We start from the raw sequence: 23,587 nt of genomic DNA, 5'->3' as shown, positions 1-23,587 counted from the left end.
GGTCTGTTACGAATGAAAAGCCTATGCAAACCAATTTCAAATCATGTGTTGTTATTGTGTTCATCAAGTTTAATTTTGCCATTGAGTCTTCAGGCGCAAAATGAAGCTGCTGTGGTGTCAAAAAGTAACATGGAAGTGATAGAAGTGTATGCGCAAAAACGCGCTCAAGCGATTGAAAAAGTAAGTATTGCGGTCAGTCATGTAAAAGGAGAGGCATTAACATCTCAACATTACAAAGACACGACAGAGCTTTCAGTATTCGCACCTAATGTAAAAATTAGTCAAAATGCAGCTGAAGGCACACCGCCGGCAGTTAACATTCGTGGGGTTGGTTTAGTAGATTATAATACTGCGAATACATCGCCAGTGGCAATATACGTTGACGACGTGGCGGTTGGCTCTGCGAGCAATCAAATAGTTAACTTTTTTGATATTGAGCAAGTGGATATACTGCGTGGCCCCCAAGGAACATTATTTGGTAGAAACTCTACCGGTGGGGCGATATTGATTCGTACAAAACGCCCTGAGTTTGCCCAAACGGGTTACCTGAGTGTTGGTGCTGGCAATAATAATTCAGTAACTCTTGATGGTATGTATAACACTCAAATTAGCGAAAATAGCGCTTTGCGCGTGGCGCTTAATCATCAAGACTATGAGTATTCTACAAAAAATGTTTATACTCAATCACCTACCGCAGGTATGCAACAAACAAATGCGCGTATTTCTTTGTTAACCGACTTTGACAATGTTCAACTATTATTAAAAGGACACATTGAAGATTGGCAAGGAATTGTACAGCCTGTGGGGAGTATTGGGATTGTAGCTAATCCGCTAACATTGCAGCCGTGTTCTGTTGAACAAGCGGGCTCTCAAAATTGCTTTGATAATTTTGGTTTTAACGATGGCAGCGACGACTTTTATACCGTGAGCGTAAATAATGACTCGCCTCATAAAAGCGACGGTAAAGGTTTTAGTGCACATTTAAACTGGCAAATAAATTCTGAAAATGAGCTCGTCTCCATATCAAGTTATAATCAGTTGGAGCGAGACCATGCGTTTAATTGTGATGGTTCTCCACAGCGTCTTTGTGAAGGTTCATTAGGGCTAGATACAGACTTTATTACTCAAGAGTTACGTTTAGCAACACAATTTGGTGATCATACTCTCACAACTGGAATTTATTTTGCTGACGAATCGATAAAGCAAAATAATGTAAATGATATATTACGTGATTATCGTGGTATTTTGCCCACAAATTTAACTGCAACATTTTATTACGACAATCAAATTGATACGCAAAGTCTTGCTTTGTTTAGCCAACTTGATTATCAGCTAAGTACGAAGTGGTGGATTGCGGCAGGGCTTCGTTATTCGTATGAATCACTGGAGTACGATTCACTCTCTCAATTAAATGCCATTGTTGATCCTAGCGACCTAGAAGGCGCTATAGTGCCTTTTTATCATGTGAAAGGAGAGCAAAGCGACAACGGGTTTTCAGGACAGTTGTCTGTAAATTATCAACTAAGTGAGACCACAAACACATATTATAGGTTTGCAAACGGTGCAAAAAGCGGGGGTTATAATGGTGGGTTTTTATCATCACCAGAGCAAGCTGAGTTGGCCGCCTATGATAAAGAACGCCTAAACTCCCATGAAGTTGGTACTAAATCTTGGTGGCCTGAGCACGGTGTGCGAATGAATTGGGCTGCATTTTATTATGATTATAATGATCAACAAGTATTTATGAATCAACCATCAGCATCGCCACAAAGCCCGCCAGTTCAGCTGTTAGAAAACGTTGGTGATTCTACTATTTACGGCTTAGAAGCAGAGTTTGATTATAAAGCCAATGATGCATTATCAATGCGTTTTTCACTGGGTTATATACCGCATGCCGAGTTTGAAGAGTTTGTAGATCCACTTGGCAATAGTTTGACCAATAACCGCCTACCTTTTACATCTAAGTGGAATGTTTCGGCAGCGATAGAGTATGCATTTGAGCTTGCAAATAATCCACTAACAACTCAACTGGTTATTGATTATCAATCTGATTATTACTTTGATCAGAACCAAAACCCCTATGCCTTTCAAGACGGCTATAGTTTAGTTAACGGTAATATTCGTTATCAGATGGATCAGTGGTCAATGGTATTGTGGGGAAAAAATTTATTTGAAACGCATTACTCTCATTTGAAATTTGATTTAGGCCCATTCTTAGGTATGCTAGAAGACTTTAAAGGTGAAGGTCGCCGGTATGGGCTTGATGTTAGCTATCAGTTTTAAAAACATGCAGATAGATTAAGGTGCGTTATATGGAAATAAAGGCAGCCTTAAGCCTTAAAGTAATAATGTTTATGCTTTTTAGTTTGCTGTATTGCGGTACAGCGACTGCGGCGAGTATGCCTGATCTTTTCATTTATGATGAACAGCAGCATGAAACCAATCTTTTGCAAGTAGGTTCTGTGTTGCAAAGTAATCACAGTGGTTTTGCGCGCACAAGTGACGAGCTCGAAACGTGGATCTTAAATAAAAAGCCGCAAAATCGTACAACCTATTTTGGTGGTAGTTATTGGCTTGTTTTACCTTTAGAAAACCAAACTAAATTAACTGAATTAGTCCTGTATCCATATAATACGTTGGTGTCTAGGGTTGAAACACGTATTTATGATCTCGATACGCCTAGCGCACCTGTAGCACGTTATATTACAGGTGGCTTAGAAAAAAATGAATTCGCATTTCAATACGGTAATAAAATAACGCTGATCCCAGGGAAGCGTTATGTATTAGTCACTAAATTTGAAAGTGACTACTTTTATACTCCGCCTAAATTAGTTTTAAAACCTTACGATGATTTTTTTCCTCAAATCACCTTACAGAACATGATAATGCTGTTGTGTTTTGGGGTGGGGATTGCTCTAGGGTTATATAATTTACTGATTTATTTTGGTGCGCGCGATGTGACACACCTTTATTATGCAATGTTTACTGCATGTTGGGTGTTTGCATGGAGTCAGTTTTTTCATATTCCGGATCAAATATTTGGCTATTACAATGCACATTTGCATTGGTTAGGCTTTACGCTTATTCCCCTTACAAACATCTTATTTTATAACAGCTTACTTAAGCTTAAAGAAACCTCACCGAGATTATCCATTGCGTCGTTATTACTCGGGGCGGTTGCTACGTTAGGCGTACCATTTGCAATTTTATGGCCTGGTTTTGGTTTTATATGGGCCACTTTTGTTACCGGTGCAACCTTATGCTTAGGCATGTTTATTGGTGTGCGAAGCTGGATGAGTGGGTTTAAACCAGCGCGTTATTTTGTAATGGCTTACCTTGCTATGGCGATCCCTAATATGGTTGGGAATCTGACTAACCTAGGTTTGATACCTCCTATAGCGATTGATTTGTATTTGCTGGGTCTTATAGGTACATCACTGGATGCGATGCTCTTGGCATTTGCAGTTGCAAATAAATTTAGCCTTTTACATGACGATAATGTTGAGTTAACTAAAAATTTAGAGCAAAAAGTGCAGCTGCGCACACAAGAGCTTGAACAGTTAGCTGAAGAGCTAAGGGATGCAAGTGAAGCAAAAAGTCGTTTCTTAGCGAATATGAGCCATGAAATTCGTACCCCTATGACATCTATTATTGGCTATGCAGATGGGATCATTTTAGGGGACATAAAGCCTCACGAGCGTAATCACGGTATTCGCGTTATTTTGCAAAATAGTCGGCACGTCTTAGGCTTAATTAATGATATTTTAGATATGTCAAAAATTGAAGCAAACCGATTAGAAATATCGTTAGTTGAAACTGATTTATTTTCAACCATTGCGCATATTGAATCTATACTTGGTAAACAAATTAGAGATAAAGGCCTAAAATTTAATGTAAATTATGAATTTCCTTTACCTGATTGGATTATTTCTGATCCAACACGCTTACGGCAAATACTATTAAATCTTGCTGCTAATGCGATTAAATTTACGACCGTTGGAAATATAGAACTATCAGTAAGTTGTGAAAAAGATCAATTGTGGATCAAAGTCAAAGACACGGGCATAGGTATGACCCTTGCTGAGCAGCAAGAGTTATTTACCCCATTTTACCAAGCTGATGCAACGAACACGCGTAAATATGGTGGAACTGGATTAGGCTTAAATATATCAAAAAGTTTGGCTCAAAAATTAGATGGTGATATCAGCGTTCATTCTGAAGTAGGCAGCGGTAGTGAGTTTAGCCTAGCTTTAGCGTTACAAATAACTGAAAAAACACGCTGGGTTAACAGCTTTGAAGATATATCAATTGAGCAACCAAAAGATTTAGTCTCTTCACAATGCCAACGCAACTTAGTGGGTGAAGTACTCGTTGCTGAAGATCACCCTGAGAACCGTCAGTTAATCGAGCGTATTTTACAGCGTATGGGGTTAACAGTTACGGCAGTGGAAAACGGGCAAGATGCAGTGCAAGCAACACTTGATAACCAATTTGATTTAATTTTATTGGATATTCAAATGCCAGTGATGGATGGTGAGCAAGCTATTCATATGATGCAGGCGACGGGTTTAACAACACCAATAGTTGCATTGACGGCAAATACGATGAAAAATGAGATTGATCGTTATCTAAAACAAGGATTTGTTGATCACATTGCAAAACCAATAGATCGCAGTCAGTTTAGCCATAAAATTGCCAGTTACCTTGATATAGAAATGCACGAAGAAGTTAAATTGCCTGATCATGAATTTGATGCGTTGAAAAAAACGTATATTGAAGGGTTAAAAAATCAAAGAGATACCATTGCGGCCCAGTTTGGCAGCGGTGATATAGATGGGTTAGCAAAAAGTATTCATATGATAAAAGGGACAGCAGGGATGTTTGATTGCGATGCGCTTTATCAGCAAGCTGTTTGTTTAGATAAGTCGCTCAAAGCAGATAGCATCACCTTGGATAGTCGTTTAGTTAATGGATTATTAGCTAAAATGGACTCGATTATATCCCCAGTTAAACAATGAATTTATTATTTAGACTGTGACCCCACAGCCACGCGATCTGCTACTGAGCGTTAACCCAAAAGATTTATTGTCCTAAGCATTTTATTCACATGCCGCTCAACAAAAAACTGTTTTAGCATGATTATTTTATTGTTGAATAGTAACTATAGATGCTCTAACTACGACAGATCATTATAAGCATGGTTTAATTGTTATGGTTTTTATACAAACACATAGGAATATTATGGGCTATCAACATATTGACGTGCCGCCAAATGGCGAACAGATTAGCATTGATGAACAAGGCCAATGGCATATTCCTCTACAACCTATTATTGCTTATATTGATGGTGATGGCGTTGGGCAAGATATCTCACCCTGTATGCGAAAAGTGGTAAATCACGCTGTTGATGTGTGTTACCAAGGACAGCGTAAAATTCACTGGATGGAAGTGTTCAATGGTGAAAAAGCAGCGCAGCTTTACGATGGTGATTGGTTTCCGCAAGAAACAATACATGCTGTTAGGCAGTTTAAAATTGCTATAAAAGGCCCTTTAACCACACCGATTGGTGGTGGTTTTCGTTCACTCAATGTAGCCCTTCGTCATGAAATGGATTTGTTTGTCAATATGCGGCCTATTAAAGGCTACAGTGTATTACCTTCGCCACTGAAACATCCTGAAAAAACTAACATCGTGGTGATCCGCGATAGCTCAGAAGATATTTATTCTGGCATAGAATGGCAAGCTGGCAGTGTTGAAGCTGAAAAAATGTTGGACTTTTTATGTCAAGAAATGGGCGTTACTCGTCTACGCTTTGATCAGCAATGTGGTATTGGCATTAAGAATATCTCCAAAGAAGGGTCACAGCGTTTAGTTCGCTATGCAATTAATTATGCGCTGGAGCAAAAAAGTGACTCAGTCACTGTTGTGCATAAAGGTAATGTGCTTAAATTTACTGATGGTGCATTCAAACGCTGGGGTTTTGCGCTTGCACAGAATGAGTTTTCAGCAGTACCACATAGTAATGGTCGTTGGCTTGAAATTCCGCGAGAAGGCTTAGCACCACTGGTTATTAAAGAAGTGATTGCAGATAACATGCACCAACAAGCGCTGATGAACCCTGAGCAATTTGATGTGGTCGTGACAACCAATCAAAATGGTGACTATTTAGCTGACATGCTAACAGCACAAGTGGGAGGGATTGGCATCATGCCTGCGGCAAACTTAAATAATGAAGTGGCTTTTTTTGAACCAACGCACGGGACTTTTGAGCGAATAGCTGGTCAAAATAGCGCTAATCCAACAAGTAGCATTTTAAGTGCGGTAATGATGCTACGATTTATGAAGTGGCATGAAGCAGCTAATCAGATAGAGCATGCTTTGCAATACACCTTTTTAGCGGGTGAATTGACCTTTGATTTACAAGAAGATGCACATAACTCGACTATCCTAAGTTGCAGTGACTTTACACAAAGGATAATCGAGCATTTAAAGCACTCATAGCTTAGGCTGCATTGGCGTTACTAAGTTCTGCACGATACATACAAGGGCGGTTAACAAGGGTTGCAGCACGGTGATAAATAGCCTTTGCATCATGTTCATCGCTAGGTGTGCCGCTTAGGGTATCCATTAACGCAACCACAATGATTGCAGGCACCTGACAACAATATTCATCGAGTACCGCGGTTGTTGTTTGCGCATCAACATGACAATGAGGGTGATTATGTTCAACTTTGTACGCATGCAATAATGTTTGCACGTCTAAGCTATCATCTTCAAGGTGTTTGTTTTTACGGCACTGGCAACCAAACTCATCAACTAATGTGGCTAGTGCCTGATACACATCGTCACAATTTATCGTCATTTTTTTACATAGCTGTTGCTCAATAAAAGCATGTAAATGACCATCGATGAATAATCCGTCTTGTTGGGTAAAGCTTGCTGTCGTTTGCATCATAATGTTGTCTCTTAATTTTAGTGGCTAACTCATTTGGTATGACTTCACTCTAGCCCTAAGAACACTATTTATGAAATTGTTGTTTTCAATAACTGATATTGATTTAATCAATATCGTGAATTGGATTGAATCGTAGCATAAGTATTTAAAGATTGATTTGAACAATCTCAGCGATCCGCAATTGTTGCAGCAAAATTTTGTAATTCTCTGCGTAACCATTGATGCGGGCTTGCATGGTGCAGTAGTGGGCTCCAGATCATTTTTACCTCTATAGGCACTATTTGAAATGGTACAGGGCTGATCACTAAGTCAGTGTGTTTGGTTAGTAGCATTGCTTGTCGTCTTGGTAATGTTGCGATTAACTGGGGAGATTGGCACAATAAACTTGCCACCATGTAATGACGGGTAAACACCCTAATATGGCGGGTCTGCTCTAATTGCCAGAGTGCTTCGTCTACCCAGCCTAATTTCTGGCTCCCTGATTTATTAGTAACCGCAGCTTCAGCCCCCCAGCCAGCACGATTAACCCAAATGTGTTCTGAGGCCAAATATTGGTTTAAATTGGGCTGCTGTAAAAAGGGGTTTGCAGGGTGCATTAAACAGCAATAATTATCCCGCCACACACTGGATTGATGAAAAGATCGCGGCAAACCATTAAAGCGATTAATCGCTAAATCAATAGTGCCTTTTTCCATATCTTGCAGGTTTACATCGCTAGGACTGAGTACATCAAAATTAAGCCCTGGGTGTTTATTAAGCTGTGCGGTTATAAATGGAGCGATTAAGGTTGATTCTAAATAGTCATTTGCCATCACTCTAAATGTCATGTGTGCAGTAGTAGGATCAAAAACATCACTGGGCTGAGTAATTGCCTCGGCCATTTTTAACAACGCCTCTATTTCTGGCTTTAAGCTTAAGGCTTTTGCAGTCGGAGTCATAGAGCCTGCTGCGCGAACAAGTAGCGGGTCGTCAAATAAATCACGTAAACGCTTGAGTGCATTACTCATTGCAGGCTGTGTTAACGCTAATTTATTTGCCGCCTTAGAGACATTTTGCTCATCTATGAGTACATTTAAGTACACCAGTAGGTTGAGATCGACATTTCTTATATTCATTTGATCAATCTTATTCATTCGCTGTATTAATTATCTAAATTAAAGCCTGCTTGCTAAGGTGTGTAAACCCATAAAATTACATAGCCACCATAAGTGATAAAAATATGCCCAAACAAAACACACAAACACTGTTAGCGGCTTCACCGAATGATGCCATAGAGCATGTTATTGCAACTAAACTAGCACGGGCTGTATTTGCTGGGTTTGAAGGCATGTTTGCTGCATTTTTAAATATTACCTTGGGTGCACAAAGTCGTTTTGAGCAACGACAATGGTTAGATGTGCAATCAGCAATGCGCGAGCGTTTACAAGTGTATGAGCGCCAAGTTAAAAGCGTGAGTAATGCAGTGCGAATAATTGCTTTTAAAGAACTACATGACCCACGGCTATGGGAGCAAGCAAAACACATTTATGGAGAAATGGTCGAAAATCACGAAAACCAGCCCATTGCGCACACATTTTTTAATTCAACATTTGGCTCTATTTGGGACGATAAAAAAATACGCACTGTACATTTGTTTGTCTTAAAAGCTAAGTACCGCGCTAAACCAAGACCATTTGATAATTTAGTGAGCCGAATTTCATTACAAAATGGCTTTACCCATGCTGTAGCACAACTAATTTATCGCCAAGCTTTTCGGGTTAAATTTACAGATTTAAACAAGGATGTTGATGCTTTACAGCGTACTTTAACACTAGGTGCAAAGCAGCAATGTCGCCAAGTATATGAATTGATGAATCTAAATGATGGTTTTATTGAATACGCTAATTCATTATTTTTCAGAAATAAAGCCTGTTATTTAATTGGCCGATGCATTGCTAAAAATGGCGATAATATGCCTTTTGCAGTGGCGATATTACATACTGAAAATGGCTTAAAGCTTGATGCTGTGATGATGGGGGCTGATCAACTCAGTTTACTGTTTGGCTTTGCACGTACTTATTTTATGGTTGATACAGATCAACCAGCCCGTTATGTAGATTACCTGTCAGTGTTAATGCCACATAAGCAACGATTTGAGTTATTTAATGCCATAGGTTTTATTAAACACGCTAAAACTGAATTTTACCGTTACAAAGTAGACACGACTAAAAATAGCCCCACACACGATAAATACATTATTGCCCCAGGGACTCCAGGCATGGTGATGCTGGTATTTACGACACCGCACTCTGATTATGTTTACAAGGTGATCAAAGATAGATTTAGCGCACCCAAAACATCCACTAAAGCACAAGTAATGGCAAAATACGATTTTGTAAAACAAGCCGACAGAGTAGGGCGTTTAGTCGACACGCATGAGTTTCGCTATTTGGCATTTGATTTAAGCCGTTTTAGCGATGAACTGCTTGAGCAAATGCGCGCGAGTATTGGCAACAGCATGGCAATTTCAAATAAAGCGCTCGTGCTAAAACATGTGTACGTTGAGCGTAAAATGACCCCGCTTAATTTATACATTAATCAGTGTGACAACAAACAGCTTAGTAACGTAATGCACGATTACGGTAAAGCAATTAAAGATTTAGCTGAGGCTAATATTTTTCCTGGTGATATGCTGATGAAAAATTTTGGCGTGACACGTTGGGGTCGTGTGGTGTTTTATGATTACGATGAAATATGCCCATTAACAGATTGCGAATTTAGAGATTTACCAACGAGCCAAAATAGCTTTGATGAGATCAGTAGCGAAAGCTATTTTGATGTAGCCGAAAACGACGTATTTCCAAGTCAATTTAACGTTTTTTTTAGCGCAAACAGGCAGGCGTTTAGTTATTTTTGCCAGCAACATCACAATTTATTCAGCCCTGAGTTTTGGCAGCAATGTCAAAACCAAATCAATGCAGGGCATCTGGCTGATGTGTACCCTTATAAACAAAGTTGGCGCTTTAGTAATACCACTATTAAAGTCTAATGAATGTTGGGTGCGAAAAAGGGTATATTACTCCTCAAAATAAAACCAAGGAAATAGTATGAAATCTTTATTGTTAGCAAGTTTATTAATTGCTTCGCCAATAGCAGTGGCTAATCCACTATTGGGCAGCTGGGAGTTTGTGCAAGGCAAATACGCCGTTGAAGATGGGTTTGTGAGTGCTAAAGCACCAGAGCTGACCTCAGTAAAACTGATTACTGCAACGCATTTTAACTATATTACCCAAAAAAATGGCAAGTTCCACTATGCTGGTGGCGGACAATACACTTTAAAAAATGAACAGTTTGTTGAGACGTTCGCATATGGCAATATCCCCTCATTACTTGGTAAAACAATGGCCTTTGATTATAAAATTGAAGGGAACTTGTGGCATCATTCTTTAACTGAAAATGGTAAGTTAATTGAAGCCGAAGTATGGCGTAAAATCGATTAACAAAGGGGGCATCTATGCAATTTATTTCCCATCAACATGCGCAATTATCACTCAGCGAAACCGTTAAACCGCAATTAAAAGCGCACGAAGTATTGATTAAAGTGGCTGCGATAGGCGTTAATCGCGCCGATTGCATGCAGCGACAAGGTAAATACCCAGCTCCGCAAGGCGATAGCCCCATATTAGGATTAGAATGTGCCGGCACAGTCATTGAACTTGGCGCAGGTGCTGATAATAGCTGGCTTAATAAAGCGGTATTTACGTTGTGCGCTGGTGGCGCTTATAGTGAATATGTAGCAGTAGATGCAGCGCAATTAATGGTTTTACCGAGTGGTTTAACAATGGCGCAGGGTGCAGCCATTAGCGAAGTGTATTTAACGGCATTTGGTGCGCTTTTCCAACTAGGTAATTTGCAGCAAGGGCACACTGTGCTTATTCATGCTGGGGCCAGCGGTGTAGGTGGCGCCTGCATTCAAATGGCTAAACGCACCGGTGCAATTGTGGTTATCACCGCAGGGAGCGATGAAAAATGTCAGCACGGCAAAGCGCTCGGCGCGGACCATGCCATAAACTATAAAACAGATGACTTTGTTGATTATATGCAACAGCATAATTTAACAGCAAATGTGATTGTTGATCCGGTATCAGGGCGTTATTTAAATAAAAATGCAGCCATTGCCGCATTAGATTGCCAAATTGTGATGTTGGCATTTTTAGACGGGCGCTTTGCAGAAGTGGATTTTGCACGCTTATTACAAAAACGCATTTCATTGCATGCTTCAACACTTCGCAACCGCAGCCAAACCTTTAAACGTCAGCTGCGCGATGCGTTTGTAGCAAGGTTTTATGACGATATAGCCAATCAAACGTTTGATTTTAATATTTATAAAACCCTACCATGGCAAGATGCAGCAAAAGCGCATACCATACTTGAGCGAAACGAAAATGCAGGAAAGGTTGTATTACTCGTTGAGTAGTTTAAAAATTAAAGTTTGCCCATATAACTTAGGGTAACTGAAAAAAGCAATCCAAGGCATACAATGAACCCAATTATAGCAACCCTAAAAGAGCACAACGTAAGTGACGAAAAAGTACATGAACTTTTTCAAGCATTTACACAAAACCCTATGATGGCAATGGCGCTAGTGCAACAACTTGGTATACCGCCTGAAAAACTACAGCAATTAATGGCAGTCGTAATGACTCAACCACATTTAATTAAAGAAGCGGCTGATTCACTTGGCATTGATCAAGGCCAAGTTGAACAAGCAAAAGCACAGTTTAAAAATCAATAATAAAAAGCAATAAAATCACGTTAAGCCCTAAGTAATGTATAAAAGTAAAGCGCGCCAAGCGCGCTTTACTTTTATTTATCGTCCTATATTTTATCCTCTTTTGTATTCATAGTTTGTTACATTGTTTATTACATGTTTTATGAACCTAAGGTTATTTGCCAAGTCTATTATATAACCCACTTTTATGGATAATCTAACATGAAAAGCCTATATAAAATTTGGCGAAATAATCGCTCACTTATCGTCTTCATTTCGTTAATGTGTGTATTTAGGAGCGCAGTAGCTGATTGGTATGAAGTACCTACAGGTTCGATGAAACCAACAATTGTTGAAGGTGATAGAATCCTCACAGATAAAATGGCCTACGACTTAAGAGTTCCTTTTACAAAAATATCGCTTGCGAGAATATCTGAGCCAAGTGCGGGCGATATTATAGTATTTGATTCAGTGGCAGCTGATAATCGATTAATTAAACGCGTTATAGGTGTACCTGGCGACACGGTTGCATTAGTTAATAATGAGCTAATTATTAACGGTAAAAAACTCAGTTATGACACCTCAACAGACAACACAACAAACCAAATAAGAATCGAAAACTTAAATGGCATTAAACACCTTGTAAAAGTTGATAAGCAGCGCTCCACCATACAAAGCTTTGCGCCAATTACAATCGCAGAAGACATGTATTTAGCAATGGGCGATAACCGAGACAACAGTGCAGATTCAAGAATGATAGGCTTAGTGCCACGTAAAGAGTTACTCGGCAAAGCGCAGCGGGTGATAGTGTCATTAAATTACGATAATTACTATATACCGCGTAAAGAACGAATATTAAAAGTGTTAGAGTAAAAAATTAATACTCAACTACACGTATTTACCATGCTCGGCTGGCGAATAAAATACAGTGCAGGATGTTAACAAAAGAACACTGATTGCACGTTTTTATAGGTGATAAATGAACAGCGTATTTGATCACAGTAAAAAAAATATATTAGTACTACCCCAGTCACTTTATACAATGACGGATGTTGTGCCGCTGCTACACACCGCAAATACAGGGATTTTTTATAAAAGCCTTCGCCATGATTTAGTAGATGTTGAATTTTATACGAATACACCGTGTTTGGTGTACATTGAAAGTGGGCAAGAAACCATTACAACATCTAAAAATAAAACACATGAGCTGCATGCTGGCAGTGCTGTATTTTTACCGCAAGGGCTTAACGTGCATTCAGATTATGTAAGAACAACCTCATCGTTAAAAGCGTACTTAACTTTTTTTGATGAGGATGTGATCAGCGAATTTTTAAGCACATACAAAGTAAATAAAAGTCAGCCGTGTACGACTGTCAGCGCTACGTCGTTGTTTAATATTCAATGCGATGATTTAGTGAAAACCTATTTTGATTCAATTCAAAAATTGCATAAACGAACCTGTAATACAGCGCCTTTGTTAAAAGTTAAGCTTTTAGAGTTACTGCATTTATTAGCAATTTACGACAAAGCTATTTATCAAACGCTCGTACAATCAAAGCACACAACTTACCCACCGAAGCGTAATATCACGCGGCTGCTAAATAACCCTAATACCCTTAAGTTAACAATTAAAGATTTAGCTAATTTATCCGGTAAAAGTGTATCAACATTTACACGAGACTTTAAATCTCTTTACAGTGTTACGCCTAACCAGTGGCTACAAGAAAAACGCTTGGTTCGAGCCTACCAACTTTTACAAGAAACAGAGTTAACCGTCACACATATAGCAGCAGATTTAGGTTACGAAAACGTCTCCCATTTCATTAAATTGTTTAAAAAGAAGTACAACATAACGCCAAAACAATTTAAACAAAGTAATTGATTTAAAAACGTTACTTTTGATGGTTTTTGAGCAGTTATATTTTTTAGCGGTGATTAAATGCAACAACTCATTAATCACAGGAGAAAGGCATGAGTATAAGAGTAACGCTTAATTGTTGTGTAAAATCAGGGCAACTCGAATTATTACTGCCATTTTTAGAAAAACACTTACCCGCAGTAAGGGCATTTAACGGCTGTTTAGATGTAACGATTTATTTTGATAAACCAAACTCAGAAATGTTGATAGAAGAGCAGTGGCTTAGTGTTAAACACCACCGTGCCTATATTGAGCATATCGATAATAATGGAGTGCTTGCTGAACTTGCATCATTTTTAGCATCAGCGCCGAGTATAAAATATTTTGAAAAAGCAGCTGTTTAGTTTATTTAACTACTTTAAACTATAACTACATACTTGTTAGTCATATGCATTACAGTTGCTTAAAGTTAAAAAACGGTAATGCATTTTATTAAAGTAAGAGGCCCCGAATACAATGAATGCGCAACTTAGAGAAAAAATCATAACTGTATGTAATAAAAAAATCGCACAAAAAGGGCCCAATGTAGGGTTGTCATTTTATGCTTTTTTTGCAAATAAAAATGATGATCCGCAGTCGCTAATGGAAGCTGCAACGTGGTGGATACAAACCCATCAATTAGACCACTTTGTAAAAGCCCAAAAAATCAAAGAAATGATAGTAGAAGGCCTATAGCAATATCTGCTATTCATTTATTTTTATTAGCGGCGTCAATAAAAGCACGTTATGTCGCAGCAATTTTATGTAACGCTAAAGCTGAGCAGTTTTGAAAGTAACACTCAAAAGTAACACCTAAAGTCACGCTACTTTACGTCACTACAGTAAGTCTAACTTAAAACCACTTTTTCAAGCTAAAGGATTTTTACAGTATTTTAATCGTCAATGAAAGGTGATTTGAGAGTGTGAATCTCTAAAGTGAAACACTGTGTATGTAGACAGTATTTTATTTTTGTCCAATATTACTGATCTCTACCATTTTGGTGTATTTCTGCATTTCTAAAATATGAGGTAAAGTTAACTAATTGTTTACAGGTGTTTATTTGAGGGCTAAGATAAATGCATTGTAATATATGGACATTTGTCGGTTTATAAAACGACAAATGTCATAGACAAAATTGTTGAACAAAGCCGCTACGCGGAGCTAGCAACCTTCAGCATAATTGCCACACTTGTCATTGGGACTTCCCCCTATTTACCGGAGAAAACCAATGACCCCATTAAGACAACGCGTCATAGACGAGATCCGTTTAAGAGGCTACTCACCACGTACCGAAGAATCTTATATAAATGCACTCGCTCAGTTAGCTAATTACTACGATAAATCGCCTGACTTAATTAATAAGGAAGAGCTTGAGGCGTATTTTAGGTATGTAAACCTAACACAGCACTTGTCGCGTGCAACGATTGCAGTAAAACTCAATGCCGTTAATTTTTTATATAAATATGTACTACAGCGCTCATTCAGCATTGATATTGTATTGCCTAAAAAAGCACACAAAATACCGATACTGCTAACACGGGATGAGGTTCATCGCCTGTTTTTAAATACGGTATCTGCACAACAAAAAGTCATGCTTTGTATTTGCTATGGCTGTGGACTCAGAATAAGTGAATTACTGAATTTACGGGTTGTTGATATTGAATTTAGCCAAGACTGCCTATGGGTTAGAGCAGGAAAAGGGAATAAAGACCGTCGTGTCATATTACCTAAAAGCGCAGCAAGGCGATTAAAGGCTTATATAGCAGGCTTTTCCCTTGGCAGTATACTGTTTTGTACTAATTGGGATAAAGAAAAAGCGATAGATGCAAAAACGTTTAGTCGTGGATTAAAACGTGCGGTAGCGCGGGCTGACATTGCAAAAAATGTATCCGCGCATAGTTTGCGTCACGCTTATGCTACACATCAAATTGAAGCCGGTATGCCGCTTCACCAGTTACAAAAGCAGTTGGGACATACGAGTATTCGTACGACAGAGCGTTATTTACACTGGTTGCCAGAGATGGCACATAGTAGCCATGATTTAATGGCTGCGTGGGAGGAGGACTAAGATGGCAACGACGCATCATGTTGCAGATGTCTTAGCGCAACACCTCAGTAACTATAAAGAAATCCATGCATTAACCTATCAACAACAGCGAGTGTGTCAGCACATACAGGACTGTCGAACCGTAAAGTTAGGTGCTCAGCAATGGCAGTGTGATCGCTGCGAGCATAATAAAACAGTGTACTGCGCATGTAGAGATAGACACTGTCCGCAGTGCCAAGGGCATGTTAGCGAGCAATGGAGTGAACAACAAAGTAAAGATGTTATCAATGCGCCTTATTTTCATCTGGTATTTACACTCCCTCATGAACTAAATGGATTAGCAAGGCAATATCCGCGTGAGATTTACAGCTGTTTATTTCATGCTGTATGGCAAACACTCAGTCAGTTTGCGCAGCGTAAAAAACAGTTACAAGGCACGTTAGGAATGACTGCGGTGTTACATACATGGGGGCAAAGCCTTGCTCAACATATTCATTTGCACTGTTTAATTCCAGATGGCGTATTAACATCGTCAGGTGAGTGGCGCGGTGTTAAAAAGCCGTATTTATTTGCAGTAAAAGCCTTAGCAACCGTGTTTAGAGCAAAAATGCTAGCAGCCATTAGGGCACATAAACTAACGATACCTCAAAGCGAATTGCTCATGAAAAAATCATGGTGCGTACACAGCAAGGTGAATTTGACCGAGCCGAAAACGGTGTTGAAATACCTTGGGCGCTACACACGTAAAGGCATGTTGCATGAAGGACGACTCAAACAGGTAACAAAAGAAAGTGTCACGTTTAGCTATAAAGACTACCGAGACAGCAAAATAAAGCGAATGACATTAACGGGCATAGAATTTATCAGGCGCTATTTACTGCATGTGCTCCCAAGTGGATTTATGCGAATACGACACTACGGTTTTTTAGCCAGTGCGTGTAGAGCCAAAAAGCGGGATATTATCAGCGCACAAACAGGTAAGTATGAGGCTGTAAATCAAGGAAAGTCAGATACACCAGTGCCGGTTAGCGTTAATTGGCCGTGTCCATCATGTAAGCAAGGGCGGCTGATACTGAAAAGCCTCTGTATAAAGGATGCAAAAATAGACGGCCTAGCGACGGGAAGCATCATAATGAATAGTGGTTAATAGTCAGTCGAACCGTTAAAAATAACTCGTTAACTAAGTTGGTGTAACAGAGGATCAGCTTAGATGTGGTGCTGCCTAAAAGAAGCAAAAAAGATAACAGCAGGCAGAAACGCTATAAAAAAGCGTAGAAATGAAATTAATGAACAGTAACTAACCCGTCTAGTAGTAAAAGGGTGTCCAATAAAACTGCAATCAACGACTTCCCTAAAAAAGAGAATTCCTATAGCATTAAGCATACCAATAAAAATGTTGAGTGAGGAGTATGCTTCGTTCAACAAGGTATTTATACGATACAAACAACGTAACGTATAAATACTAAGACGTTATGTGATTCTGAGGTTTGGTGTGCTTAAATATGTTTTGTTTATTTTTCTGCTGTTTAATACCCATATTATGAAAGCTAGCGAATTTGATAATTTAATTATTGAAGTAAAAAATGAAGGCTTATTTGTTGATAAAAAAATAGTTGATGATCTCAAGCTATATATTCAGAAATCGTTTAACTGTCAGGGGAAAGTAATCTTAATGATTGATAGGAATATCGAGCACAAAAAGATCCCTGTAATCATGGATACGCTAAAAGAGTTAGGCTGCGAAAGAATATCAATTGCATCTGTTTGAGTACAATCACATAATCGGATAGCCGGAGGTCTCTAACCTCCAGCCCCCACACCACCCATCATGCGGGTCCGCAATGGGCGGTTCATCTCCCGTAATGAATATTGATCCAAATATCTCTCAATGACACTAACCCTTGTGACGCTAAGTAGTTATTGCCTAGCGCAATGTTAATTCCTTTTGTTTTTGAGCTTCTACAAGGGCCTTTACTGGTGATACCACAGGCTATGGCGAGTCGCTCGCTAACACCCAATTTCATTAAACTGCGTACTTTGGTACGAGGTTTTCGCCACTGCCGCCAGTAGCACATTCTTATCCTACGGCGGATCCAATGATCTAAATCCACTGTTAGTTGATAAGCGTTGGCTATTAGGTAGTAGTGTCCCCAGCCACGTAAATACTGTGTGAGTTTATGAATTTGTAGGGTCATTGAGATCCCCCAGTTGCGGTTAGTGAGTTCTCTTACATTTGCTTTAAATTTCTTTAGCGCCTGTTCGTGAATTTGCACTTGACCGTAACGAAAGGTAAACCCGAGAAATTTCGAGCCTGTTACTGGACCGACTCGACTTTTCGATTAGTTCACTTTGAGCTTTAATCGCTTAGTGATGAACGCAGTAATTTCCCGTTGGATTATTAGCCCTTCGCTTTTCGTTTTTACTAAAATGATTATGTCATCAGCGTAACGTGCAAACTTAAGGTGTTTGTAGGTTAGCTTCTTATCTAATTCATCGAGTAAGATGTTGGAAAGCAAAGGGGATAGTGGCCCACCTTGAGGGACTCCTTTGGTTGACTCAAACCACAGACCTGTTTCGCGCTCTGCTACTCCGGCTCGTAGATATTTACCGAGTAGACGCATGAGTGCTTTGTCTTTGATTTTACGACCAACACGATTCATCAGCATGTCATGGTCTACTTCATCAAAGAACTTAGACAAGTCTATATCAACCGCTGTTTTATAACCTTGTTTAACACAAGATTGAACATGGTTCACTGCTTGACTGGCTCTTTTATGAGGGCGATAACCATAACTATGTGGTGAAAATTGAGGCTCAAAATAAGGGCTAATCACTTGAGCAATGGCTTGTTGGATCACTCTGTCGATAACAGCAGGGATCCCAAGCATTCGCTCACCGCCATCAGGTTTGGGTATCATCACGCGTTTGACTGGCAAGGGTTGATAAGTGCCGTTAAGTAATTGTTGTTTAATACCTAACCAATGTAACTTAGCGAAGTGATTAAACTCTTCAATACTCATATTATCAATACCCGCAGCCCCTTTATTGCGCTTAACATGTTGCCATGCTACGCCAATATTGTGGTTGCTTAGTACTCTTGCCATCAGGTCATGATCTGTTTGGTTATATTCATTCGAGGTATTATTCACAGCAGAACGCTGTTCATCACTATCACAACACGGTGATCTATGTGAATTCAAGTTCATTTGTAGTGTCTCCTCTGGTTAAGATGTTCAGGCCTTCACCGTGTCCCCTCCATTACGATGGGCGTTTGGCTACTCGGCAACTGCTCCTGCGTTGCTCTACCTTCTGCATCCATGCAGTCGTATGCCATCTGCTGACTTCTGATAAATCACTCTAGCGATTACTCGATAAAGCGCGTCTAAACTAACGCTTGTTTACTGCTATTTCGCTCGCTGTAGGTCGCAGCAACCAAAGCGCCAAGGGTTGAACAACCAGTCCCTAACTGGTAATCTCCAAGCGTTAGCGCGGATGCGTGTTTATCAGATCTCCCCCCCCTTTTACCAATGAAGAACAGGTGCATCGACTTTCTCTGCACAACTGCATCATTTACGGTGGCCGTTAGATCACATGACTTCGCTATCTTGTGCTAGCTCGTCTCCAGCCTACGCCTCATATGATGTTTTTGTTCATCAGCTCGCACTTATTTTTATAAAGAATGCTAGCGGCTTCCTCCAGACTATCTCTCACGATTTAGCCCTTGCCATTTGCGAGTGTCTATCGTTTAATAACAGTGTGTTATTTAAACGGTGATCTTCCTACAGAGGACTTTCACCTCATAAGTCAATGCCCATGTCGGGCGTACACAAGGCGCTGTTGTCGGACTGTTTTTCTCGCTTCGCTCAAAAAAACAGCCGCAAAGCGCGACGTTAGCCAAATTCAATATCTAATGGAGCTTGAATGCAACGAAAACACGAACAATCAGTCGCGGATGGTTTTTCAAACCACTTTTCTAAAATTGCCATGCAACAGGGAAGAACTTTAAATCGTTGTAGTTTGGATGGTCAAGATGCGATTTTAGGAGCTGATTACATATTCACCACTACTACTAAATTTGCATTGATAGAGTTTAAGTACGAAGAACGAGATATTAAAGCTGAATCTCGTAAATCATTGCGTGCTCAATTGTGTACTCTATTAGATAGTGAGATGAATCGTCGCTCACAAAGTTTGCAATGCCATTATATTGCTTGGTCTAAAAAGCGACAGACTCGAACTGCTCATTTTAATAACTACTATCCTGAGGTTTGTAATAACCAAGTATTTAATTCCTTAGTAACACCTCTTATTAATCAGCAAAAGCAAACATCTTCTAGAATTAGCGCTGATGTAGTAATCGAGTCTTTTCTAAATGGTGAAATAGGTTCTAATTATTATACATTTAAGCAATATACTAACTGGCTAATATCACTCGGCGGTCATGAAGGCTCAACAGTTGAGGTAATGCTTGATAACCCTACTAGTGAACAGTTAGAGATACTGGATTTTACATCGCTAGATCTAATGAAAAGCTGGCTTGATCACAATCAACCCAATAGAAGAAGTACATATAGGCCTGAACCTCCGTCACCATTTGGCTAATCGGGTAGCCGGAGGTCTCTAACCTCCAGCCCCCACACCACCCATCATGCGCTTTTTATTAACAGGAAGTCCAATGGGCGGTTCATCTCCCGTAATGAATATTGATCCAAATATCTTTCAATGACACTAAATCTTGTGACGCTAAGTAATCATTGCCTAATGCAATGTTAATTCCTTTTGTTTTTGAGCTTCTACAAGGGCCTTTACTGGTGATACCACAGGCTATGGCGAGTCGTTCGCTAACACCTAATTTCATTAAACTACGTACTTTTGTACGGGCTATTCCTTAATAGAGAGCGCCATTGTCGCCAGTTGCACATCCTTATCCTACAGCGGAACCAATGATTTAAATCTAACGTCAGCTATAAAAAATCAAAGTCAAAATAGACAGCCCAATGGGCTGACGGCAGCTTTTTACTTAAGGAGTGGCAAACAACTTAGCTGTATAGACCCTGCTTTCCTTTAAATAAACAGCGGAATATTACAGTTAACAAAGGCATGAATAAATTGACCTTACGGGGTCAAACGAAAGTGAATGCGCAATGGCAACTGTATTGCTTAGTTCATAATATAGAAAAGCTGCAAAACACGATGTACTAAAAAAGGGGAAACCCCTTTTAACCTTGATAAAGCCACTCATGCATCAGAAACACCTTCCAAAACGCCAATTAAAGTAACAGCAAATCCTCTTTTGATATTTTATGTAAAACCGAAGTAACCGATTGAATCAAAATAGGAACTCGGCTATGGTTAATGAATCAAGAAAAATAAATTTAAAACGAGTTAATCTACAGGCTCGTTAGGGCTAAAAATAGATAAGGATTGAAATATTGGATTTAATTGCGTTTATTTTAGTAGGCATTGTTACTGGACTAGGATCAGCCTTAATGCTTCTTCGATTTGATGGTGCATTTATCAAGTCAATTTCATTATCAGGCGGAGCCGCTGTGTTGATCGGGGAGTTCCTTGCATTCGCAGAATTGCTCGGTATTACAGATGAAAACAAAGCAACAATGCTCGTAAGTTTACTTTCCTCATGGATTATATCATTTCTCATAGTTCTGATCGTGTTGTTACAGTCCTTTAAAAAGCAAGAGACAAAATACAAAATACAAACTTGGGAAATATTGTTAGGTGATAAAAAGGCTATTGATAATTATTATAATAGCAAATATGAAGAAATTTCGAAAAAAATTGAGGGTGAATATAATTATCAATCATTGAAAAGTGAAAAAGAACAGATCGAGCTAGAAAAAAGCAACTTAAAGTCGGAAAAACAACACCTTGAAATCCTTAATGATAGTGTTGATGATATTCTTGATAAAAAGTACAAATTGGATATTCCAGACAATTTTAAGTTTCCGATAAAAAGTGATTTTTTTGAATTATTGCCTAGGTATATTCAGTCTATCTCAGAGTTTTCTCAACATATAAGCTCATTTACTGATGCTTACATAAAGGATGTTAAGAGATTAAATTATGATCAAAGTCAAAACACTATGCTCAAATCATATTTGACTGGATTAGGGTTTTATGTAGGACAGTATTTATTTGACTGGCGTGACGTGAGAGTTCACTTTCGTAGACTAAATTCAGATGATAATACATATGAAAAATATGTTGCTGCTTTCAAGTCAGGAGAAGAATACCAGGAAATGCTAACTCCAATCCCTGCTGATGATGGTTTAATTGCTCTCGCTATAAAAACTAAAAGAAGTGTTGTATATAGCGCAAATAGAAAGGAGGCATTTGAGACAGGAAGTGGACATATTTGGAAAGACTATATCACTATGGTTTTTGAGAAATTACAAACGGAAGGAATGCCAGTATTATCACTCGGCGTATCAGTTAAGCATCATGCTGATCACAGAGACATGCTTTACTTTTTAAGTTATATCCAAATTGAGCAAATAATACAGGAAAATTTACTCAAAATAGATGAAGAATTTAATGTCAGAAACGCAGCTCTAACGGAGGCCGCATAATGGCAGTTTATACATCAAAAGTTGAAGTTTTACTTAAGATAAATGAGCTAAGAGAAAAGGGTGAGGTAGTAGAGGCTATGCGGCTTCAACGAGTTTTTATTGACTCCATTAAGAATGATAGAACGTCAGGTAAGTTCTCTTCGAAGATTGAATTGGATAGGAAGTCTAAAAAAGTTATATCTGGTGTCGGTATAACCCTAACAAGTCGTTAAAGCCGACGCCACATTTTAGCCAACCATTACTCACAGTTTAAGGTGGTGTTGTGGCTGTAGAATTACTCTTTTTTAAGAAAAACAGCCTGTTTTATGGGTTCCAAATGCATTACCTAATGCTTTAAAAACGCTTAGAGTTAATTGCAGGAGCTCGTTTTTTAATTGAATTTGGCTGTTAGAGTTATTCTACAGCCTCGTTAGGCATGTACTCATTTAGCAATAGGAAGCATTAATCAATGAATATTTGGTTTCTTAGGATGGATAAAGATGGCTGGGATGAATTAGATCTCAATCAAAATTACAAATATATTCACAGTGCTCACGGAAGCTGTGGCGGTTTAGATGTAGCTCTACGATATAAGAAAAGATGCTTTCCAGAGTTAACTATGAACGGTAAAGAGTTAGCAAAATTTATTCGTTCAATTAAACAAAAACTAATTGCAAATGGTCTCTTTGATTTAGAACAATCCGGGAAGCGGCGTTGTGATATTGCTTTGCGATATTGGCTCTCAGAAATGCAGGTAGATGATTTAGTATTTGTAAGGAATAAACAAGGAAAGGTAATGCTTTGTAAAATCACTGGATATATATCAGAAGATTTTTTTGATAAGCGTGGTTGTTTTCAGCGACCAGTTGAAATTTTAAATGAGATCAAGGAATCTGTAGTTCCTTCGGAAATCTGGGGGAGAACCCAAGGTCGAAAAACTATTGAGAGAAATGCTAAAAAGCATATAACAACTTGGGTTACTAGTAATTACGAGTTATTAATTTGCTCTGAATAATTTACATGCCTAATCGGGTAGCCGGAGGTCTCTAACCTCCAGCCCCCACACCACCCATCATGCGCTTTTTATTAACAGGAAGTGCAATGGGCGGTTCATCTCCCGTAATGAATATTGATCCAAATATCTTTCAATGACACTAAACCTTGTGATGCTAAATAGTCATTACCTAGCGCAATGTTAATTCCTTTTGTTTTTGAGCTTCGTAAGCGTATAGCTAACGACACCTAGCCTTGCTTAATATTCCAAGGTAGCAGTGGCTCAAGGTTACTTGGCTGCTCTGCAATATGTTGCAAGCACGTTGAGATGTAGTCATGCACTACAAGATCATTTGCCTTTGCGGTTTCAACAAGGCT

The 23,587-nt window shown here is 39.1% G+C and carries 22 protein-coding genes and 2 pseudogenes; 18 read left to right on the top strand and 6 right to left on the bottom strand.

The genetic code is table 11. The features are described from left to right. The first annotated feature begins 12 nt into the window (after nt 1-12). From HJP15_RS16860 to icd, 3 genes are all read left to right on the top strand, one after another. A complete protein-coding gene (locus HJP15_RS16860; protein ID WP_170174205.1) occupies nt 13-2,283 on the top strand; it encodes a TonB-dependent receptor in 2,271 nt (756 codons plus the stop codon). Between the two features lie 29 nt (nt 2,284-2,312). Continuing rightward, nucleotides 2,313-5,018, top strand: coding sequence for a 7TM diverse intracellular signaling domain-containing protein (locus HJP15_RS16855; RefSeq protein WP_170174204.1), 2,706 nt, complete (start codon nt 2,313-2,315; stop codon nt 5,016-5,018). A 223-nt stretch (nt 5,019-5,241) separates the two neighbouring features. After that, entirely contained in the window at nt 5,242-6,501 is a 1,260-nt protein-coding gene (icd, locus tag HJP15_RS16850; RefSeq protein ID WP_170174203.1) for an NADP-dependent isocitrate dehydrogenase, read from the top strand. A gap of 1 nt (nt 6,502) precedes the next feature. Here the strand turns inward: icd and HJP15_RS16845 are convergent, their stop codons facing one another. Next, nucleotides 6,503-6,952: a hypothetical protein gene (locus tag HJP15_RS16845; protein WP_169328058.1), complete on the bottom strand. Its 450-nt coding sequence runs from the start codon at nt 6,950-6,952 to the stop codon at nt 6,503-6,505. Nucleotides 6,953-7,122: 170 nt separating this feature from the next. Then, on the bottom strand, nt 7,123-8,070 hold the full coding sequence (locus tag HJP15_RS16840) for a LysR family transcriptional regulator (RefSeq protein ID WP_170174202.1): 948 nt from the start codon (nt 8,068-8,070) through the stop codon (nt 7,123-7,125). A 104-nt stretch (nt 8,071-8,174) separates the two neighbouring features. Here HJP15_RS16840 and aceK point away from each other — a divergent pair, with 104 nt between their 5' ends. The 11 genes from aceK (at nt 8,175) to HJP15_RS16785 (ending at nt 17,418) form a co-directional block, all read left to right on the top strand. Beyond that, nucleotides 8,175-9,983: a bifunctional isocitrate dehydrogenase kinase/phosphatase gene (aceK, locus tag HJP15_RS16835; RefSeq protein ID WP_170174201.1), complete on the top strand. Its 1,809-nt coding sequence runs from the start codon at nt 8,175-8,177 to the stop codon at nt 9,981-9,983. A gap of 58 nt (nt 9,984-10,041) precedes the next feature. Beyond that, complete coding sequence (locus HJP15_RS16830; RefSeq protein ID WP_054206274.1) at nt 10,042-10,434, top strand: hypothetical protein; 393 nt, start codon at nt 10,042-10,044, stop codon at nt 10,432-10,434. 14 nt (nt 10,435-10,448) lie between these two features. Further along, nucleotides 10,449-11,411, top strand: a complete 963-nt coding sequence (locus HJP15_RS16825) for a zinc-binding dehydrogenase (RefSeq protein ID WP_170174200.1) — start codon at nt 10,449-10,451, stop codon at nt 11,409-11,411. Between the two features lie 63 nt (nt 11,412-11,474). Continuing rightward, nucleotides 11,475-11,729: a DUF2999 family protein gene (locus tag HJP15_RS16820; protein ID WP_054206276.1), complete on the top strand. Its 255-nt coding sequence runs from the start codon at nt 11,475-11,477 to the stop codon at nt 11,727-11,729. Between the two features lie 198 nt (nt 11,730-11,927). After that, on the top strand, nt 11,928-12,578 hold the full coding sequence (lepB, locus tag HJP15_RS16815; RefSeq protein ID WP_064435885.1) for a signal peptidase I: 651 nt from the start codon (nt 11,928-11,930) through the stop codon (nt 12,576-12,578). A gap of 106 nt (nt 12,579-12,684) precedes the next feature. Beyond that, nucleotides 12,685-13,587 (top strand): helix-turn-helix domain-containing protein, encoded by a 903-nt coding sequence (locus HJP15_RS16810; protein WP_170174199.1) that lies wholly within the window; start codon nt 12,685-12,687, stop codon nt 13,585-13,587. 89 nt (nt 13,588-13,676) lie between these two features. Next, complete coding sequence (locus HJP15_RS16805) at nt 13,677-13,967, top strand: putative quinol monooxygenase (RefSeq protein ID WP_170174198.1); 291 nt, start codon at nt 13,677-13,679, stop codon at nt 13,965-13,967. A gap of 112 nt (nt 13,968-14,079) precedes the next feature. Then, nucleotides 14,080-14,298 (top strand): DUF6500 family protein, encoded by a 219-nt coding sequence (locus HJP15_RS16800; RefSeq protein ID WP_054206280.1) that lies wholly within the window; start codon nt 14,080-14,082, stop codon nt 14,296-14,298. Nucleotides 14,299-14,831: 533 nt separating this feature from the next. Beyond that, nucleotides 14,832-15,671, top strand: a complete 840-nt coding sequence (locus HJP15_RS16795; RefSeq protein WP_170174197.1) for a tyrosine-type recombinase/integrase — start codon at nt 14,832-14,834, stop codon at nt 15,669-15,671. A gap of 1 nt (nt 15,672) precedes the next feature. Further along, a complete protein-coding gene (locus HJP15_RS16790; RefSeq protein ID WP_249365888.1) occupies nt 15,673-16,797 on the top strand; it encodes an IS91 family transposase in 1,125 nt (374 codons plus the stop codon). 393 nt (nt 16,798-17,190) lie between these two features. Beyond that, the gene (locus HJP15_RS16785; RefSeq protein WP_170174196.1) at nt 17,191-17,418 is read left to right on the top strand and encodes an ExbD/TolR family protein; all 228 of its coding nucleotides are present in this window, start codon (nt 17,191-17,193) and stop codon (nt 17,416-17,418) included. 82 nt (nt 17,419-17,500) lie between these two features. On the opposite strand, the gene HJP15_RS22010 is transcribed toward HJP15_RS16785, so the two are convergent. Further along, complete coding sequence (locus HJP15_RS22010; RefSeq protein WP_219828452.1) at nt 17,501-17,923, bottom strand: group II intron maturase-specific domain-containing protein; 423 nt, start codon at nt 17,921-17,923, stop codon at nt 17,501-17,503. A 66-nt stretch (nt 17,924-17,989) separates the two neighbouring features. Next, on the bottom strand, nt 17,990-18,856 hold the full coding sequence (ltrA, locus tag HJP15_RS22005) for a group II intron reverse transcriptase/maturase (protein WP_249365887.1): 867 nt from the start codon (nt 18,854-18,856) through the stop codon (nt 17,990-17,992). 715 nt (nt 18,857-19,571) lie between these two features. Here ltrA and HJP15_RS16775 point away from each other — a divergent pair. Continuing rightward, nucleotides 19,572-20,252 carry a hypothetical protein gene (locus HJP15_RS16775; protein WP_170174195.1) on the top strand — a complete coding sequence of 227 codons (681 nt, stop codon included), beginning with the start codon at nt 19,572-19,574 and terminating at the stop codon, nt 20,250-20,252. Between the two features lie 82 nt (nt 20,253-20,334). Here HJP15_RS16775 and HJP15_RS22000 read toward each other — a convergent pair. Further along, a pseudogene (locus HJP15_RS22000) lies at nt 20,335-20,608 on the bottom strand (group II intron reverse transcriptase/maturase); the annotation flags it as partial. Between the two features lie 121 nt (nt 20,609-20,729). Between HJP15_RS22000 and HJP15_RS21995 the strand changes: the two are divergent. The 3 genes and pseudogenes from HJP15_RS21995 to HJP15_RS16755 form a co-directional block, all read left to right on the top strand. After that, nucleotides 20,730-20,852, top strand: a pseudogene (locus tag HJP15_RS21995) (transposase); the annotation flags it as partial. A gap of 230 nt (nt 20,853-21,082) precedes the next feature. Then, nucleotides 21,083-22,237, top strand: coding sequence for a hypothetical protein (locus tag HJP15_RS16760; RefSeq protein ID WP_170174194.1), 1,155 nt, complete (start codon nt 21,083-21,085; stop codon nt 22,235-22,237). Between the two features lie 448 nt (nt 22,238-22,685). Next, on the top strand, nt 22,686-23,231 hold the full coding sequence (locus HJP15_RS16755) for a hypothetical protein (protein ID WP_170174193.1): 546 nt from the start codon (nt 22,686-22,688) through the stop codon (nt 23,229-23,231). Nucleotides 23,232-23,458: 227 nt separating this feature from the next. Here the strand turns inward: HJP15_RS16755 and HJP15_RS16750 are convergent. Beyond that, nucleotides 23,459-23,587, bottom strand: a 129-nt coding sequence (locus HJP15_RS16750; protein ID WP_170174192.1) for a transposase domain-containing protein, incomplete at its 5' end; no start/stop codon positions are given.

It is taken from the genome of Pseudoalteromonas sp. NEC-BIFX-2020_002 (assembly GCF_013002825.1).
Lineage (GTDB): Bacteria > Pseudomonadota > Gammaproteobacteria > Enterobacterales > Alteromonadaceae > Pseudoalteromonas > Pseudoalteromonas neustonica.
Note: the sequence above shows the minus strand (reverse complement) of the source record. Positions and strands in the feature narration are given on the sequence as shown.